This window comes from Synechococcus sp. CCY9202, assembly GCF_034931685.1.
GTDB lineage: Bacteria > Cyanobacteriota > Cyanobacteriia > PCC-6307 > Cyanobiaceae > CBW1002.
The window spans coordinates 1-14,785 of record NZ_JAYGID010000045.1 but is presented as its reverse complement, the minus strand read 5'-3'; the positions used below and the strand labels follow the sequence as shown (position 1 = coordinate 14,785).

Sequence of the window (14,785 nt, the reverse complement as noted above, 5' to 3'; positions counted from 1 at the left end):
TCGATTCATCGTGGCTGCAAGAGGCGCATCTGCACCTCCGGAATGACAGCCCGTCATTCCACCCTGTTCACCCTCTGATCAGGGCATTCGGGCCCCGGGTTTTACACCACGCAAAGGGACGCGGCCCGCCATCGAAGTGGATCGGCCCGGTTGGCACAGAGGGTTTAGCCATGATCAGCAGCCCCCGTGCGACGGCCCTGCTCCTTGCGCAGGGCGGAGCTGTAGAGCTCCGAGCCGATCTGCACGACCCGGCGTAGACCCGGCCAGTCGCTGAGCGTGCCCAGCTCAGGATCCCCCAGCGGTTCGTCATTAACGACAATCCGTGTACGGCCCAGCTGGCCGTCGGGGTAGAACCTCACCTCGAGGAACCACTGCGTTGGCGGGTAGATCCAGAGGATCCCGTGATTGCCCTGCAGCTGGTACGGCTCGTAGCCCCAGCCTTCCAGCAGCTGGTGCCCGTGCCGCGTGGCCAGGGTGTACCAACAGGGGCGGCGCACCTCTACGGGATCGCAGGGCACCCCCCGCGTCACCAGTTCCTCCAGCACGACGGAGATGTGTTCAGCCATCAGCGCACCTCCTCGCGGTGCTGTTCATTCGGGTCTGTCGGGGTTCCTTCATCGTCAAGGAATTCCACTCCAGCCAGTTTCAGCACCCCTTCCAGGGCGGTGCGGAGGGCCTCGCCAGCTGTTGACTCCAGCTGTAGCCCGCGGTGCTGCAGGCGGCCCTCAATGCAGCACAAGGCATCAGCCGCCACGTCGCAAACGTCGTCGTATTGGCAAAGAGGGGCCGGCACAGGCTCAGCCAACACCTGCAGATCATTGGCTGCATTGGAAACCCCATCATTTGCATCCCGGAGGAATCCATAGATGCGGTTGGCGTCATGGGTATTCAGCAGCGTCCAGAACTCGGCCGGGGCTTCGGCGCTGGCCTTTAGCCGGCGATGGCACATGCAGGCCACCTCGGCCAGCCAATAGGCCTCGGCGATCGTGTTGGGGTAGGGGAGCTGCTCGTTCAGGTCGGCCAGCTCTGGCAGGGTTGCCAACCAAGCCTGCGCGTAATTGGTGGTGCTCATGCGACCTCCAGAGCCTCGATCTCAACGCTGCTGGCGTTGTCGTCGAGCTTCAGGGCAATGGCGCGGCCCTCGAGCTTGCTGTTGATCACCGCCGGGAAGTTGAGCAGGTGTTCGTTGAACAGCCCCTCAATGGCGCCCTCCAGGGCGGTCTCCAGGGTGTGCTCGGCCTGGTCAGCCCAGGACTCATCAGGGTCGAGGTAATCGGCGCAGATGGCCTTGGCCGCGGCCTTGGTGAGCTCGAGCTCGTAGGCACCACATGCCGTGAAGGGCACGCGGATCCTGTAGCCAGGGGCCGCCAATGCAGCGGCCGGGGTTGTCGTTGTGGTGGTTGCCATCAATCGTTCTCGGTTGTGGTGGTACTAGCCGCAGGCTTGGAGCTGGCAGGCATCGGCGTCAGCTCGCCCAGCCGTTTCTCCAAGGCATTGAGGTTCCAGGTGATGGGACTGTTCTTTCCGACATGGCTCTGCATGTAGTGCAGGCCGGAGCGAACCTTTCCATCACGAATCAAGCGCCGCAGCGTTGCAGGGCTGCAGCCGATGTGCGCAGCGGCTTGAACCGTGCGCAGCCAGGGGGTAGCCATTGCTCAGGCCTCTGGCGCAGCAGCCTCGAGATCAGCAACGGTTGGGAGGCGATCCAGACCCTGCTTCTCGAGCTTGTAGTTGGTGGTGACGAGCTGCACGAAGGCGGCAGATTTCTGCCGGCCACGGAAGTGCAGCCGCCGCTTCTGTTCTGACATTGCAGATCACGGTGGTGGACTTCCCCTGTGGCCTGCCTCTGGCAACGCTCACCAGCCGGGGAGCTGATCTCGCAGTCCTGGAGCGGGGCCGGAGCCCCTGCCACCTCCGCGGAGGTGGATCGCAATCACCACAGCGTAACCACAGGTTGCGCATACATGCAAGCACTCCTGCTCACAAGCACTAGATCTGGTGCTGATCAGGCCGGCTGCAGCTGGCGAGCAGCGGTGGCCGCCAGGGTGCGGGCCAGGGCGCCGGCGATCACCTCGCTATCGGTCCAGGCGCCATAGACAGCGCTGTGCGTTTGCAGTGAATGGCCCATCAGGGCAGCAGCAACCCGCGGGCTGTGGCTGTAAACCTCGTGGGCGCGCAGTGCATAACCGTGACGCAGGGAATAGGGCACCAGGGCCTGATCGTTGAGCTCAGCGGTCTCCGCCACCAGCTCACCCCAGATCGGCAGGCGCTCCAGATACTGATGAAGGGCATCTCCTGCGCCCTGCTTGCTGCGGGCGCCGGGAGGCAGGGCCTCCGCACCCTGCTCAGCCAATAGGGCCAACAGATCGGCACTCAGGCCTTCGAGCCCCACAGGATCCAGTCCCACAATGTCCCGCGGCTTGGTGCTGCCGCGGCTGGTGCGCTTCTGGTAGCTGCAGTGCAGCAGCGGACCCTTGGGCTGGATGTAACCGAGCTCCACACCGCGCAGGCCGAAGCAGGCCACCAGGCCCACAGCCGTGCGCCATTGCTGGTTCGGGATGGCCTCAAGCAGGCGGGCTACTTGGTGGTCCTTGATCGGCACGGTGGGCGCCTTGCCGCCGGCTTTCTTGCCCACCAGATCGGTGAGGTCAGCAGGGGGCATCCAGCGGCCATCGGCGGCGCAGTCTTCCACCCCGAAGCGCAGCAGCTGGCTGGCGTATTGGAGGCGGGTCTGGCGGCCGCGTGATCCAGGCGCACCGCCGTGGGCGTCCACCAAGGCCTGCAGCAGTTGCTTGCCGGTTGTGGGCCGCGGCTTGGCGGCCATGGCCGTGAGCACCTGGGCAACCACAGGGGCATACATCCGGCGCCAGGTGCGCTCCTTCACCTCGCCGCTGCCGAGTTTCTTGGCCTGGAAGCGCTCCGCCACTGCGGGCCAGCTGATAGTGCCGGCTTCCTGGACGCCCTCGCCGGCGGTGAGCAGCTCATAAGCCTCACGTGGGCCATGGCCCTGGGTCATCAGCTCCTTGATCCGCGCAGCTGTGGTGAGCAGAGCGGCTTGGCTGGTGCCGGCCCAGGGCAGGGCGGTCACCACGGTGCTGCGGGCGCCGTCATCGAAGCGGACGCTCAGCTGGATGTGGCCGCGGATCTCCCGCACGGTCCAGCCTTCACCGTTCTGGCCGTTCAGGCCGGTGCGGAGGGTCTTCACCCACGGTGGGATCTTGCGCGGTTTGGTTGTTGTAGTTGCCATGACCGGCTGCCTTGAAGCTCCCTCCATCATGCGCACAGCCGTGCGCACAGGTCAACCTATTCGTACGCACAAGTGCACACAAGCGTCCCTCCGCTGATTGGCGGATCCAGTCGTGGCCTGGGTTTTTGAGACGCCCCCTGATGGATTCGAACCATCGACCGGCTGCTTAGAAGGCAGCTGCTCTATCCGGCTGAGCTAAGGGAGCTCACTGGCCTGGGCCAGGTCTTCCAATGATGCCTTGTGGGCAGGTGCCCGTGCTGGTGGGACGTAGATTGGTCAACCCTGCGATTTTCGCGCCATGGCGGCGACCCGGCTCAGCGAAGCGCAGAAAACAGAGCTGGTGGCCCGTTTTCGTAACGGAGACACCAGCCAGGAGCTGGCGGGGATCTATGGCTGCAGTGCCATCACCGTGAGCCGGGTGGTGAAGGCGTCTCTCGATCCAGCCGAATACGAGGGGCTCAAGCAGAGGCGAGGTAGCCGCGGCAGTGCGGTCGCCGCGGAGGCCACTGCGGATGTCGCGGTGCCGACGTTGATCCCAGAGGAGCCTGGACCAGACCTCCCCATCCCCAGCGCACAGGTCCTCGACTCTGCAGTGCCCGTGGCGCCCCAGGAAGCCAACAGCACCATCGAAAGCGAGAGCGACGATGGCGGCGAGAGCAGCGAGGACGACGAAGCCGCCACCGGCCTTGCCATCGACGATGCCGATGACTTCGGGGACGACGGGGATACCAGCGATGACGAGGACAGCATGGATGGTGGGGAGGACGACGACGCCGATGTGTTCCTGGTGATTCCACTGACGACCACCGTCGTCGATGACACACGCCCGTCGATCGAAGCCCAGCCACTGGAAGAAGCGACGTTGCCCAGCAGCGTCTACATGCTGGTTGACAAGACGGTGGAGCTACAGGCCCGACCGCTGCGGGAGTTCAGCGATCTGCAACCCCTCGCTGACGAGGAGCAGGATCGCCAGGCCCTGCACGTGTTCGCCAATCCACGCCACGCAAAACGCCAGTGCGGCCGCACTCAACGGGTGATCAAAGTACCGGATGTGGCGGTGTTTCAGCTCACGGCTCCCTACCTGTTGAAGCAGGGCATCACGCGTCTGGTGGTCGAAGGTGCCCTCTATGCCCTGCCAGGCTCCTGAAGGGAGAGCCCGCCTTCGCTGGGATCATGGGCGCGCCGAGCCTGGGCACTGATCAGATCTTCCAGGGCCAGGGGCCAGAGGACCCGGCCAGGGTTGGCAACGCTGGCATGTCGTGAAGGGGAGGGTGGATGGTCTGCCCGATTACTGGTCATGGGTCTGAGTCTCTGGCGATCCTGGATCCGTTCAATCGGAGGATGCCGCAGACTTGGTGAAGGCAGTGTTGCCAAGACGACAAGCCATCAAAGCTCGCAGGCGACTCCAGCAAGGGTCTCTGGCGCAATCAACCCATAAGCCAGCCCAGCAACCGGAACCCTGTCAGGTCCGTGCGGTCTGATCCGCGCAATCAGGCCGGATCCATGGTCTGGAAATGCGCGAGAAGCACTCCGATGCTGCTCAGTTCCTCGCGAACATCGTCCATGGAAACAATCTCTGGCGACGTGACCTGGCCCCGAGGCAGGCAAGCCTGCTGAAGCAGAGCTTCCCGCAGCATGGCTGCCCGCACCTCCAGGGCCACAAGGAAAGGATTGCGAGGCGGTGGCGACTCCTCCCAGTCCAGATCCAGATCCAGATCCAGATCCCAGTCCAGATCCAGATCGGGTTCGAAGTCTTCTGTGCTTGGCTCCAGAGACTCGAGCAGGGCCGAAAGACCGGGATCTTGCCCGACGTGCGCCTGGATCGTCGCTGAGGGAACCACGCGCAGGAGGGTCTGCATGGGAAGAAGCGGAACCAACCACCTCTCCAGAGTGCACCTGATGGACTGGCCCAAGGCAGGAAAAACGGAGCTTCTTCACGAAGCGGGTCCCGGCCGCGCCGGCTGAGATCACGCTGCCCCTCTGGGAAGCCTCAAGGGCGGCGGGGGAGCAGGATCGCCGCGCTGGTGCCGCCACTGACCATGCCCAGCACCAGAGCCATGCCCACCAGAAAACCGCTCGGCAGCGGTGCCGTGCGACCAAAGCCCAGCTGCAGGCTGGGTCGATCCTCTAGGTTCTGGGCCCCCAGGCAGAGCACCAACAGCAACAGGCCGCTGCCGATCACCGTGGAGCACAGCAGGCGCAGGCGCAGCAGCATCGGGATCAGGACCCGCCAGGTGGTGAGGGGCAGTCTGAATCATGCGGGGCGTCCAGCTCCGGTTCGCGGCGGTGCAGCAAGGCATAGAGATCGCGGCGGTTGTGGCCGCTGCGCTCCGCCACCTCACGAGCGGCCTCCTTGCTGCTGCGCCCATCGGCCACCAGCTCCTGTAGCTGGCTCCTCAACTCCACTTCGCTCCAGAGGCGTGGCTGCGCTGGGACGGCTCCGCCCAGCACCAGGGTGCACTCCCCCTGGGGGGGCACCTGGCGGAAGTGGGCGAGGGCGGCGCTCACCGTGGGGCCCACCTGTTGCTCATGCCGCTTGGTCAGCTCCCTGGCCACCCGCAGAGCTCGATCGCCGCAGACGGCGAGCAGATCCTCCAGCAGATCCACCAGCCGGTGGGGAGCCTCGTAGAACACCAGGGTCCGTTCCTCTTTCTTCAGCTGCTCCAGACGGGCCCGCCGCTGGCTGGGCCGAGTGGGCAGAAACCCTTCGAAGCAGAAGCGGCCGCTGGGAAGGCCGCTGCTCACCAGGGCCGTGGTCACCGCGCTCGGACCTGGCACGCAGATCACCTCCAGCCCCGCCTGCCGCGCTGCCGCCACCAGTTCTTCACCAGGATCGGAAATGCCCGGCAGACCGGCGTCGCTGATCACAGCCAGTCGTTCGCCGGCTTGCAATGCCGCCACCAGTTCGGGAATCCGTGTCGCCTGGTTGTGCTGGTGAAAGCTCACCAGGCGTTTCTTCTGGCCCAGGGTCTGCAGCAGCAGGCCGCTGCGGCGCGTGTCCTCGCAGGCGATACGGTCGACGCCCGAGAGCACCTGGCGGGCCCGGGGGGAAAGATCACCGAGATTTCCGATGGGAGTTCCCACCAGATAGAGCACGCCGGCAGCGGGTTCAGGTTCCTGCACAATGCACCTCTCGGGGCGCTCGGTCGTCCCGGTGCCCCTTTCCGTCTGTCCATGATGCCGGCTTCCCTACCCCTGCCATCCGGCGTTGAACCCGAGCAGCTGTTCCAGGAGTTGCGTCGGCTGAGCTGGGGTGCGGCAGACATCCTGCGGGCCTATGCCCGGGGCGAGCAGCCCCCCTACGGCTTCCCCAGAGCCCTGAGTGTGGACGAAGGCGGCGAAGGGCCTGTCTCTGCAGCTGATCTGGCTGTGAATAGCTGGTTGCTCGACGGTCTTGCCGCCGCCTACCCCAAGGCCGGCTGGACCCTGTTGAGCGAAGAGACCGCTCGCGAGCAGCTGCGGGACGGCGAGTCCCTGGCCGCCGAGTGGCTCTGGATCCTTGACCCACTGGATGGCACCAAGGACTTCCTCCAGGGCACCGGTGAGTACGCCGTGCATCTGGCCCTGGTGAAAGACCATCGCCCCGTGCTGGGGGTGGTGCTGCTCCCGGAGATGGAGGAGCTCTGGTTCGGCTGGGTCGGGGCCGATGGCGGGGGACGAGCCTGGCGTGAGAACCGGGCCAGCGAGCAGTTTCCAGCAGCCCTCAGCAACCGCTGCGACCTCGGCGACCTGGTGTTGGTGGCCAGCCGCAATCACCGAGACCAGCGGCTGGAGCATCTTCTGGAGGCCCTGGCCCTGGGCGACACCAAGGCAATCGGCAGCGTCGGCGGCAAGGTCGCCACGATTCTGCGCGGCGAAACCGATCTCTACATCTCACTGTCTGGCAAGAGTGCCCCCAAGGACTGGGACATGGCGGCTCCTGAAGCGGTGCTGATGGCCGCGGGTGGGGCCTTCACCCATGCCGATGGCCGTCCCCTCTCCTACAACGATGGCGACGTGCGCCAGGCTGGCTGCCTGATCGCCAGCCATGGCCCCAGCCATGCGGCGCTCTGCGAGCGGGCCTCAGCAGCGATGGCCGTGATCGACCCTGGATTCGCGGTCTGAGTCCTGATCGCGCGACAAGCCTGGCCAGCGAGTGGACGCGTGAGCTCAACAGGGCGTGAAGGCAAAAATGCATCAAAAAGCCGGCCCCTCAGGGCCGGCCCAGGTGGCAGAGCCGACCTGATCAGACGCCGACAGGCTCCTGCTGGGGAACGCCCCGCAGCGTCAGGTTGATCCGGCCGCGGTTGTCGATCTCGCGGACGCGAACGGTGACCTGATCACCCACCTTCACCACATCTTCCACCTTCTCGACCCGTGCTTCCGAGAGCTGAGAAATGTGGATCATGCCTTCCTTGCCAGGCAGGATTTCCACGAAGGCACCGATCGGGATCACCCGGGTGACGCCACCGCTGAACACTTCGCCCTCGCTGACGCGGCGGGTGAGGCCTTCGATGATGCGCTGCGCTTCCTCAGCGGCAGCCCCATCGTGGCTGGCGATCGTGACGATGCCGCCATCCTCGATGTCGATCTTGGTGTTGGTGCGCTCAGTGATGCCCTTGATCGTGCGGCCGCCGGGGCCGATCACGGTGCCGATCAGCTCGGGATCAATGCGGAAGCTGAGCAGGCGCGGCGCGTGGGGGCTGAGGATGTCACGCGGCTTGTCGATGGCCTCGAGCATCTTCTCGAGGATGTGGAGGCGGGCTGGACGGGCCTGGTTGATCGCCTCGGCCACGCAGGTGACGGCCAGGCCGGTGATCTTCATGTCCATCTGCAGGGCGGTGATGCCCTTCTCAGTGCCAGCCACCTTGAAGTCCATGTCTCCGAGGAAATCCTCGATCCCCTGGATGTCCGTGAGGATACGGACTTCATCGCCTTCCTTGATCAGACCCATGGCGGCGCCGCTCACGGGGGCCTTGAGAGGCACGCCGGCATCCATCAGGGCCAGGGTGCTGCCGCAGACCGATCCCATCGAGGTGGAGCCGTTGGAGCTGAGGCACTCCGACACCACCCGCAGCACGTAGGGGAAGCTCTCCTTGCTGGGCAGCACGGGGATCAGGGCCCGCTCAGCCAGGGCACCATGACCGATCTCGCGGCGACCGGGCGACCGCATCGGCCTGGTTTCACCCACCGAATAGGGGGGGAAGTTGTAGTGGTGCAGGTAGGTCTTTTCATTGGACGGATTGAGATCGTCCATCTCCTGCGCATCGCTCGGTGTGCCGAGGGTGGCGCAGGAGAGCACCTGGGTCAGGCCGCGCTGAAACAGGCCCGAGCCATGCACGCGCTTGGGCAGCACGCCCGCGGCGGCGCTGATCGGGCGCACTTCATCGAGGTTGCGGCCATCGACACGCTTGCCCTCGGTGAGGATCTGAGCGCGCATCAGCTTCTTCGTGAGGCTCTTGTAGGTATTTCCCAGCGCCTTGCCATTGCTGCTCACCGCCACCTTCACGGCATCATCGTCATTCAGGCAAGCGATCTTTTCAGTCACTTCCGTCTTGATCGCATCAAGTTTTTCGTCGCGCTCGGCCTTGGTCTGGGAGAACTGCTTGAGCACTTCACCGATGGCCTTGGCGCATTCCTTTTCCAGAAACGCCGGCAGGGTGATGTCGTCCTTGCGGGGTTCAGGCAGCACCTGCTCGATGCCGAGATCCTTGAGCAGGGTCAGCTGGGCCTTGATCAGTTCGCTCACGGCTTCGTAGCCGAAGTCGATGGCTTCGATCACATCCTGCTCGGGCAGCTGGTTGGCGCCCGCCTCCACCATCACCACGCCGGCAGGGGTTCCTGCCACCACGAGATCGAGTTCGCTGCGTTCGATTTCGCGATAGCTGGGGTTGAGCACGAAGTCGTCGCCCAGCAGGCCCACGCGTACCGCCGCCATCGGGCCATGGAAGGGAATCTTGGCCAGCAGGGTGGCCATCGAAGCGCCGGTCACCGCCAGCACATCGGGCGGAACCCGTTCATCGAGCGACATGCAGGTGGCAACGATCTGCAGATCGTCGCGCATCCAGCTGGGGAAGAGCGGCCGCATCGGCCGATCGATCAGCCGTGCGATCAGGGTGGCCCGCTCGGGGGGACGGCTCTCGCGCCGCATGAAGCTGCCCGGGATGCGACCGGCGGCGTAGAGCCGTTCCTCGTAGTCGCAGATCAGGGGCAGAAAATCGATGCCTTCACGACCACCGGAGCGGGTGGCGGTGACCAGAACCGCCGTATCGCCGCACTCGACCATCACCGAACCCCCCGCCTGGGGAGCGAACCGACCGGTGGTCAGCCGGATCTCCCGACCATCGAAGGAGATCGACTGAGTTTGTCCTTGCACTTGCGCTTATGTCCTTTTTGTCAATGTCCATTCTCGCATCCGGACCTGACGGACCCCGGCGATGCTGATGGATTTTATTGGCCAGCCCAGTCCAGCCAACAAAAAGCGCCCCTGCTGGGGCGCCGGGTTGAACAGCTGCCAACGGGCCTCAGGGGCTGAAGCGAATCACCAGCTCGACTTCACCACTCCGGGCAGTTCACCTTTGTGGGCACGGGCACGCAGCTGGTTGCGGCATAGTCCGAAATCGCGATACACGCCGCGGGGCTTGCCGGTGGCCCAGCAGCGGTTCCGCATGCGGGAGGGAGCGCTGTTGCGGGGCAGATCCTGGATCTTGCGATGGATCTCCAGGCGCTCCATCGGATCGGCAGCAGCCTCGAAAGCAGCTTTGAGCGCAGCGCGCTTGGCGGCGAAGCGTTCCACCATCTTCTTGCGCTTCACATCGCGCGCAATCATCGACTTCTTCGCCATGCGCTCTGAGCTGGTACGGAACGGGTAATGGATCAGCTTACTGGTCAGCTGGACAGCCATCAGCTGGACGCCCCCTCATCGGCGGCCCAGGCGCCGTTCGGGATGGCTGGGGCAGAGATCGGCGATCGGACAGGTCTGGCAGAGGGGATTGCGGGCCGTGCACACCGCCCGGCCGTGAAAGATCAGCCGAATCGAGAGGTTCTGCCAGTCGGGCTGCGGCACCAGCTTCATCAGATCGGGCTCGATCCGCTGCGGCTCCCGCTGCTTGCTCAGCCCCAGCCGCTGGCTGAGCCGGCGCACGTGGGTGTCCACCGTGACACCGGCGTTGATGCCGAAGGCATGGGCCAGCACCACCGTGGCTGTCTTGCGGGCCACGCCCGGCAGCTCAAGCAGCTCCTCCATCGTCTGGGGAACCTCACCAGCGTGGCGTTCGATCAGCAACCGTGAACTGGAGACGATGTTGCGTGCCTTGTTCCGGAAGAACCCCGTCGCGTGCACGTAGGGCTCGACGTCCTCGCCCTCCACGGCGGCGGCGGCGGCGGCATCGGGGAAGCGCGCGAACAGGGCTGGGGTCACCTGGTTGACGCGCTCATCGGTGCACTGCGCCGAGAGCATCGTGGCCACCAGGAGTTCGTAGGGCGTCCGCCAGTCAAGCGAGCAGGTGGCGTGGGGATAGAGCTGCCCCAGTCGCTCCAGAAGCAACGGTGCCCGCTGCCGTGGTGTGGGGAAACGGGACCGACGGCCGGCAGCGGCAAGCCCCGCAGAGGTGGTTGGCGCGGTGGCTGCGGAGGTGTGCTCCTGAAGTTCAGGTCCCGGGGAACGATGGGGGCTGCCCGGTGGATCGCTGGTCGCATCGTGGGGAATGACCAGTGGCGTACTCATCGACGCGGCGCTCTGAAGTGACTGGTTGGCTCGGAGGATTGGCTTCGGCCCCAGCGGGGGCCAGGACTCAGCAGCACATCCCTCAGCGGCTCATCAGCTGCTGGATGGCGGGCAACTGGCTCGTGTCCTTGACGATCAGCACCACGCTCAGCCCCACCAGGAACACGAAACCGGATTGGAGGAACGCCATCTGGAGGCGGTCCGGCAGGGGTCGCCCCCGCAGACCTTCCAGCAGCAGCAGCACGAACTGACCACCGTCCAACAGGGGGAGCGGCAGGGCGTTGAGCACCGCCAGGTTGATCGAGATCAGCGCTGTGAACAGAAACAGGCTGTCGCCGCCCTGCTTCGCCAGGGAGGCACCCATCTCGACAATCTTGACCGGACCGGACACCTGGCCGGCGGTTTCACCGAAGTGGGTGGCCAGGGTGACAAACCCGTCGACCGTGCGGCGGGTCAGCACCGCAAACTGGCGATTGGCCTGGAGCATCGGTTCGAGCGGGCCTGTGGGGGCCCGGAACACCTCGCTGCCGTTGGGTTGGAGCTGGGCGCCGATGCGGCCGATGCCGCCCTGATCGTCAGGGGTGAGCTCCAGAGTGACCCGGCCGTCACCGCGCGCCGCCTCGAGGCGCAGGCTCCGTTGCGGCGCCGCCTTGATCTCGTCCACCAGATCGGCCACGGCCTGCTGGCCTCCCTGGAGTTCCACGCCCTCCAACCGCACGATCCGATCCCCCGGCAGCAGGCCGGCGGCCGCAGCAGGCTGACCGGGCTGGACCGCCGCCACCAGCACCCCGGGAGTGGCACTGAAGCCGGCTGGAATGCCCACCACCACGCCCTGGGCCACCAGCACCAGCCAGGCCAGGAGCAGGTTGGCCATCACGCCGGCGGCAATCACCAGGGCCCGCTGGGGCAGCGGCCGATTGCGCAGCAGATCCGGATCATCGGCGGGAAAGGCGCAGTCGTCCTCATCGTCGGGGAAGGCGACGAAGCCCCCCAGGGGGATGGCCCGCAGGGCGAACTGCACGCCCCGGCGGCGGCGTTCCAGCAGCACCGGGCCGAAACCGATCGAGAAGCTGCTGACCCGGATGCCCTGCCAGGTGGCGGCAAAGAAATGACCCGCTTCGTGCACCACGATCAGACCAGCCAGGATCGCCAGTGCGGTGAGAACACCCATGCAGGCTCAGTCCACGCAGTTCAACCCATTGTGGTGGGTGAGGTGCTGGCGATGTGGTCGCTGCCGAAGTAGGGGACCAGCGCCGCCGGCAGCCGCACACTGCCATCGCTCTGTTGCCCGTTCTCGAGCAGGGCGGCCATGGTGCGCCCCACCGCCAGACCACTGCCGTTGAGGGTGTGGACCAAGCGGGTGCCCTTGCCTTCCTTCATGCGAATCGCGGAGCGGCGGGCCTGGAAGTCGCCGCAGGTGCTGCAGCTCGAGATCTCGCGATAGGCACCGGCGCCCGGCAGCCAGACCTCCAGGTCATAGGTGCGGGCCGCCGAGAAGCCCAGATCGCCGGTGCAGAGCTCGATCGTGCGGTAGGGGAGATCCAGGGCCTCGAGCACGGCCTCCGCATCGGCCGTGAGCTGGGCATGGGCCGCCTCGGAGTGATCGGGGTGGCAGAACCAGTACAACTCGACCTTGTGGAACTGGTGCAACCGGATCAGCCCCCGGGTGTCGCGCCCGTAGGAGCCGGCCTCGCGGCGGAAACAGGGGGTGAAGGCCACGTAGCGGAGCGGCAACTGGTCGGCCGGAATGACCTCATCGCGATGCAGTGAGGTGACCGGCACCTCGGCGGTGGGGGTGAGCCAGAGGTCGTCGTCGGCGCAGCGGAAGCTTTCCTCGGCGAACTTGGGCAGCTGGCCCGAGCCGGTGAGGCTGGCGCTGTTCACCAGGATCGGCGGCAGCACCTCGCGGTACCCCTTGCTGGCGTGGAGATCGATCATGAAGTTGATCAGGGCCCGCTCCAGCCGTGCGCCCTGGCCCAGCAAGGTCACGAAACGGCTCTGGGCGATGCGCACGCTCCTCTCGGTCTCGAACAGCCCCAACCGCTCGGCGATCTGCCAGTGCTCCTGGAGGCCGGAGGCTTCGCGCGGGGTTCCCCAGCGCTTCACCTCAACGTTGTCAGCTTCGCTGCGACCATCCGGCGTTTCAGCCGCCGGCAGGTTGGGAAGGGTGAGCAGCCGGTCACGCAGCTGGGCCGAGAGCTGCTTCTCCCGTTCTTCCAGCTCCGCCACCTGCCCCTTGAGGCGGTTGCCGGCGTCGCGCAGCTCCTGGACAGCCTCGCCGCGGGGGTCTGCGCCTGCCTTGATGCGCTGGCCGACCTCCTTGCCAACCCGGTTTCCTTCGGCCTGCAGGTCGCTGCGCTGTTCTTCCAGATCGCGTTGTTGCTGGGCGGCCTGCTGCAGATCGCCGAGATCGAGCACCATGCCGCGCCGCCCGAGTTGCTGGCTGATCCACTCGGGGTTATCGCGCAGCAGGCGCTGATCCAGCACAGTCAGAAGGGCAGTTGCCGGCAGCCTAAGGGCCGGGGATCAGGACTTCCGGCCCTGTTCTGCCAGGCCGGCTTCAGAGCACCTGCACCACTTCGCTCACTTCAGGAATCGATTCACGCAGCTTGCGCTCGATGCCCATCTTGAGGGTCATGGTGCTGCTGGGGCAGGAACCGCAGGCCCCCTGCAGACGCACTTTGACGATCGGGCCATCGATCTCCACCACTTCCACGTTGCCGCCGTCCGCCATCAGGTAGGGACGCAGCTCATCGAGCACCCTCTCCACATTCTCGATGGTGAGCGCGCGTGGATCGGCGGTCAGCGCGCTGGATTCGGAGGTGGGGGTGTCGGTGCTCATGGCTTCCATGCGTCGGTCGTCAGATTCACCTTAGAAAGACCGCCGCCGGGCTGGTTGCCGCGGAGCTGTTCGCTCAGGAGTGATCCAGCTCGGAGAAGAGACTGTCGCTGGGATCCTGTTTCCCTGCTGCCTTCCAGCGGATCACAAGGGCCTGAATATTTTTGCGGTAATCGGCGTGCCGTCGCAGGCTCACCACCAGATAGGCCGCAAAGGAGGGGAGCCCAAGCAGCAGCAGTGGCGGGGAGATGAGTCCAGCAAGCACGGCCAGCAGCAGCAGCACGACGGCGTAGAGGGCCGTGGTCCGGTCGAACTGGCCGGGAGGAACACGCCGTCCGGTGGAGAGTGCCCAGGCAAGGGCTCGGATCTCGAAGGGTTTGGTACGGAACTGCACCTTCTGGTCGCCCAGAGCCATGCCGCTCCAGCGCGTTCGGCCTTCCGCAAGTTTCGAAAGCAACCGGGCCCGCTGACTGACCGCACGCTGCACGGCCCACATCGGCAGCCTGGCAATCAATTCGCCATCCGCATCGCTGAGGGCGTAGCCGATCTGCGTGTGCCGGGATCGTTCCAGGGAGGCCTGCCGTCCGGGATCGACTTTGCCGCGGCGACGGGCCACGTCCTGGGCGGCTGCGAACAGGGCTGCCTCATGGCCGACGCGCTGTGTCATGGATCGCTTCGGAATGGCAGGCGAACGAAGAAGCCCAGACCAGTCAGGGCAGGCCCGGTGGTGCCCCGGGGCTAGGAGTTTGTCGCCCGAAACCAGCAGCGCCAGCGAGCACAAGAACTTGCTGAGCCAATGGTCTTGGTTATCGGCATCTCAATGCCGGTGATTCCGGCCAATCTTCGGTTGCCGCACTGGCAGCCAGAGGGGCTGTCCCCTCAAGCTGCCAGTGCTGCTTTGAACCTGAACAACTTGTTGATGTTGTGGGTCAGGCACCAGAGCGCCCATTCACCGTTCACGTTGTCCAGGCCGCGCAGGAGAAAGCGGCGCAGC

At 65.6% G+C, this 14,785-nt stretch carries 18 protein-coding genes and 1 tRNA gene; 2 read left to right on the top strand and 17 right to left on the bottom strand.

Annotation, left to right across the window (positions count from 1 at the left end; translation table 11 throughout):
* Positions 1-164: 164 nt before the first annotated feature.
* From VB777_RS06955 to VB777_RS06925, 7 genes are all read right to left on the bottom strand, one after another.
* Positions 165-566 carry a hypothetical protein gene (locus VB777_RS06955; protein ID WP_323247936.1) on the bottom strand — a complete coding sequence of 134 codons (402 nt, stop codon included), beginning with the start codon at positions 564-566 and terminating at the stop codon, positions 165-167.
* Entirely contained in the window at positions 566-1,072 is a 507-nt protein-coding gene (locus tag VB777_RS06950) for a hypothetical protein (RefSeq protein WP_323247934.1), read from the bottom strand. The genes VB777_RS06955 and VB777_RS06950 overlap by 1 nt, the downstream gene beginning before the upstream one ends.
* Positions 1,069-1,407, bottom strand: a complete 339-nt coding sequence (locus VB777_RS06945) for a hypothetical protein (protein ID WP_323247932.1) — start codon at positions 1,405-1,407, stop codon at positions 1,069-1,071. The genes VB777_RS06950 and VB777_RS06945 overlap by 4 nt, the downstream gene beginning before the upstream one ends.
* A complete protein-coding gene (locus tag VB777_RS06940) occupies positions 1,407-1,652 on the bottom strand; it encodes a helix-turn-helix domain-containing protein (RefSeq protein ID WP_323247930.1) in 246 nt (81 codons plus the stop codon). Before VB777_RS06940 ends, VB777_RS06945 begins: the two co-directional genes overlap by 1 nt.
* 3 nt (positions 1,653-1,655) lie before the next feature.
* Positions 1,656-1,808, bottom strand: coding sequence for a hypothetical protein (locus VB777_RS06935; protein WP_323247928.1), 153 nt, complete (start codon positions 1,806-1,808; stop codon positions 1,656-1,658).
* 197 nt (positions 1,809-2,005) lie between these two features.
* The gene (locus VB777_RS06930) at positions 2,006-3,205 is read right to left on the bottom strand and encodes a hypothetical protein (protein WP_323247926.1); all 1,200 of its coding nucleotides are present in this window, start codon (positions 3,203-3,205) and stop codon (positions 2,006-2,008) included.
* Between the two features lie 173 nt (positions 3,206-3,378).
* Positions 3,379-3,452 (bottom strand) — tRNA-Arg (locus VB777_RS06925).
* 93 nt (positions 3,453-3,545) lie between these two features.
* On the opposite strand from VB777_RS06925, the gene VB777_RS06920 reads away from it, so the two are divergent.
* Positions 3,546-4,394: a hypothetical protein gene (locus VB777_RS06920; protein ID WP_323247924.1), complete on the top strand. Its 849-nt coding sequence runs from the start codon at positions 3,546-3,548 to the stop codon at positions 4,392-4,394.
* Between the two features lie 343 nt (positions 4,395-4,737).
* On the opposite strand, the gene VB777_RS06915 is transcribed toward VB777_RS06920, so the two are convergent.
* From VB777_RS06915 to rsmI, 3 genes are all read right to left on the bottom strand, one after another.
* Positions 4,738-5,106 carry a hypothetical protein gene (locus VB777_RS06915; RefSeq protein ID WP_323247922.1) on the bottom strand — a complete coding sequence of 123 codons (369 nt, stop codon included), beginning with the start codon at positions 5,104-5,106 and terminating at the stop codon, positions 4,738-4,740.
* A 131-nt stretch (positions 5,107-5,237) separates the two neighbouring features.
* Complete coding sequence (locus VB777_RS06910) at positions 5,238-5,462, bottom strand: hypothetical protein (protein ID WP_197153873.1); 225 nt, start codon at positions 5,460-5,462, stop codon at positions 5,238-5,240.
* Between the two features lie 5 nt (positions 5,463-5,467).
* Entirely contained in the window at positions 5,468-6,370 is a 903-nt protein-coding gene (rsmI, locus tag VB777_RS06905; RefSeq protein ID WP_322757496.1) for a 16S rRNA (cytidine(1402)-2'-O)-methyltransferase, read from the bottom strand.
* A gap of 51 nt (positions 6,371-6,421) precedes the next feature.
* Between rsmI and VB777_RS06900 the strand changes: the two genes are divergently transcribed.
* On the top strand, positions 6,422-7,351 hold the full coding sequence (locus tag VB777_RS06900) for a 3'(2'),5'-bisphosphate nucleotidase CysQ (RefSeq protein WP_197153875.1): 930 nt from the start codon (positions 6,422-6,424) through the stop codon (positions 7,349-7,351).
* A gap of 121 nt (positions 7,352-7,472) precedes the next feature.
* On the opposite strand, the gene VB777_RS06895 is transcribed toward VB777_RS06900, so the two are convergent.
* The 7 genes from VB777_RS06895 to VB777_RS06865 form a co-directional block, all read right to left on the bottom strand.
* The gene (locus VB777_RS06895) at positions 7,473-9,602 is read right to left on the bottom strand and encodes a polyribonucleotide nucleotidyltransferase (RefSeq protein WP_197153876.1); all 2,130 of its coding nucleotides are present in this window, start codon (positions 9,600-9,602) and stop codon (positions 7,473-7,475) included.
* Between the two features lie 165 nt (positions 9,603-9,767).
* A complete protein-coding gene (rpsN, locus tag VB777_RS06890) occupies positions 9,768-10,070 on the bottom strand; it encodes a 30S ribosomal protein S14 (protein WP_197153877.1) in 303 nt (100 codons plus the stop codon).
* Between the two features lie 75 nt (positions 10,071-10,145).
* Positions 10,146-10,952, bottom strand: coding sequence for an endonuclease III (nth, locus tag VB777_RS06885; protein ID WP_197153878.1), 807 nt, complete (start codon positions 10,950-10,952; stop codon positions 10,146-10,148).
* Positions 10,953-11,034: 82 nt separating this feature from the next.
* Entirely contained in the window at positions 11,035-12,123 is a 1,089-nt protein-coding gene (gene rseP, locus VB777_RS06880; RefSeq protein ID WP_197153879.1) for an RIP metalloprotease RseP, read from the bottom strand.
* 20 nt (positions 12,124-12,143) lie between these two features.
* On the bottom strand, positions 12,144-13,439 hold the full coding sequence (serS, locus tag VB777_RS06875) for a serine--tRNA ligase (RefSeq protein ID WP_322757493.1): 1,296 nt from the start codon (positions 13,437-13,439) through the stop codon (positions 12,144-12,146).
* Positions 13,440-13,512: 73 nt separating this feature from the next.
* Positions 13,513-13,794 (bottom strand): NifU family protein, encoded by a 282-nt coding sequence (locus VB777_RS06870; protein ID WP_370594612.1) that lies wholly within the window; start codon positions 13,792-13,794, stop codon positions 13,513-13,515.
* A 73-nt stretch (positions 13,795-13,867) separates the two neighbouring features.
* A complete protein-coding gene (locus VB777_RS06865; protein ID WP_197169667.1) occupies positions 13,868-14,458 on the bottom strand; it encodes a hypothetical protein in 591 nt (196 codons plus the stop codon).
* Positions 14,459-14,785: the final 327 nt, after the last annotated feature.

Excerpts from the sequence above, each read along its gene's own strand:
- VB777_RS06955 (WP_323247936.1), bottom strand. The coding sequence starts at position 566 with ATGGCTGAACACATCTCCGTCGTGCTGGAGGAACTGGTGACGCGGGGG.
- VB777_RS06950 (WP_323247934.1), bottom strand. The coding sequence starts at position 1,072 with ATGAGCACCACCAATTACGCGCAGGCTTGGTTGGCAACCCTGCCAGAG.
- VB777_RS06945 (WP_323247932.1), bottom strand. The coding sequence starts at position 1,407 with ATGGCAACCACCACAACGACAACCCCGGCCGCTGCATTGGCGGCCCCT.
- VB777_RS06940 (WP_323247930.1), bottom strand. The coding sequence starts at position 1,652 with ATGGCTACCCCCTGGCTGCGCACGGTTCAAGCCGCTGCGCACATCGGC.
- VB777_RS06935 (WP_323247928.1), bottom strand. The coding sequence starts at position 1,808 with ATGTCAGAACAGAAGCGGCGGCTGCACTTCCGTGGCCGGCAGAAATCT.
- VB777_RS06920 (WP_323247924.1), top strand. The coding sequence starts at position 3,546 with ATGGCGGCGACCCGGCTCAGCGAAGCGCAGAAAACAGAGCTGGTGGCC.
- VB777_RS06915 (WP_323247922.1), bottom strand. The coding sequence starts at position 5,106 with ATGCAGACCCTCCTGCGCGTGGTTCCCTCAGCGACGATCCAGGCGCAC.
- VB777_RS06910 (WP_197153873.1), bottom strand. The coding sequence starts at position 5,462 with ATGCTGCTGCGCCTGCGCCTGCTGTGCTCCACGGTGATCGGCAGCGGC.
- VB777_RS06900 (WP_197153875.1), top strand. The coding sequence starts at position 6,422 with ATGATGCCGGCTTCCCTACCCCTGCCATCCGGCGTTGAACCCGAGCAG.
- rpsN (WP_197153877.1), bottom strand. The coding sequence starts at position 10,070 with ATGGCGAAGAAGTCGATGATTGCGCGCGATGTGAAGCGCAAGAAGATG.
- nth (WP_197153878.1), bottom strand. The coding sequence starts at position 10,952 with ATGAGTACGCCACTGGTCATTCCCCACGATGCGACCAGCGATCCACCG.
- rseP (WP_197153879.1), bottom strand. The coding sequence starts at position 12,123 with ATGGGTGTTCTCACCGCACTGGCGATCCTGGCTGGTCTGATCGTGGTG.
- VB777_RS06870 (WP_370594612.1), bottom strand. The coding sequence starts at position 13,794 with ATGAGCACCGACACCCCCACCTCCGAATCCAGCGCGCTGACCGCCGAT.
- VB777_RS06865 (WP_197169667.1), bottom strand. The coding sequence starts at position 14,458 with ATGACACAGCGCGTCGGCCATGAGGCAGCCCTGTTCGCAGCCGCCCAG.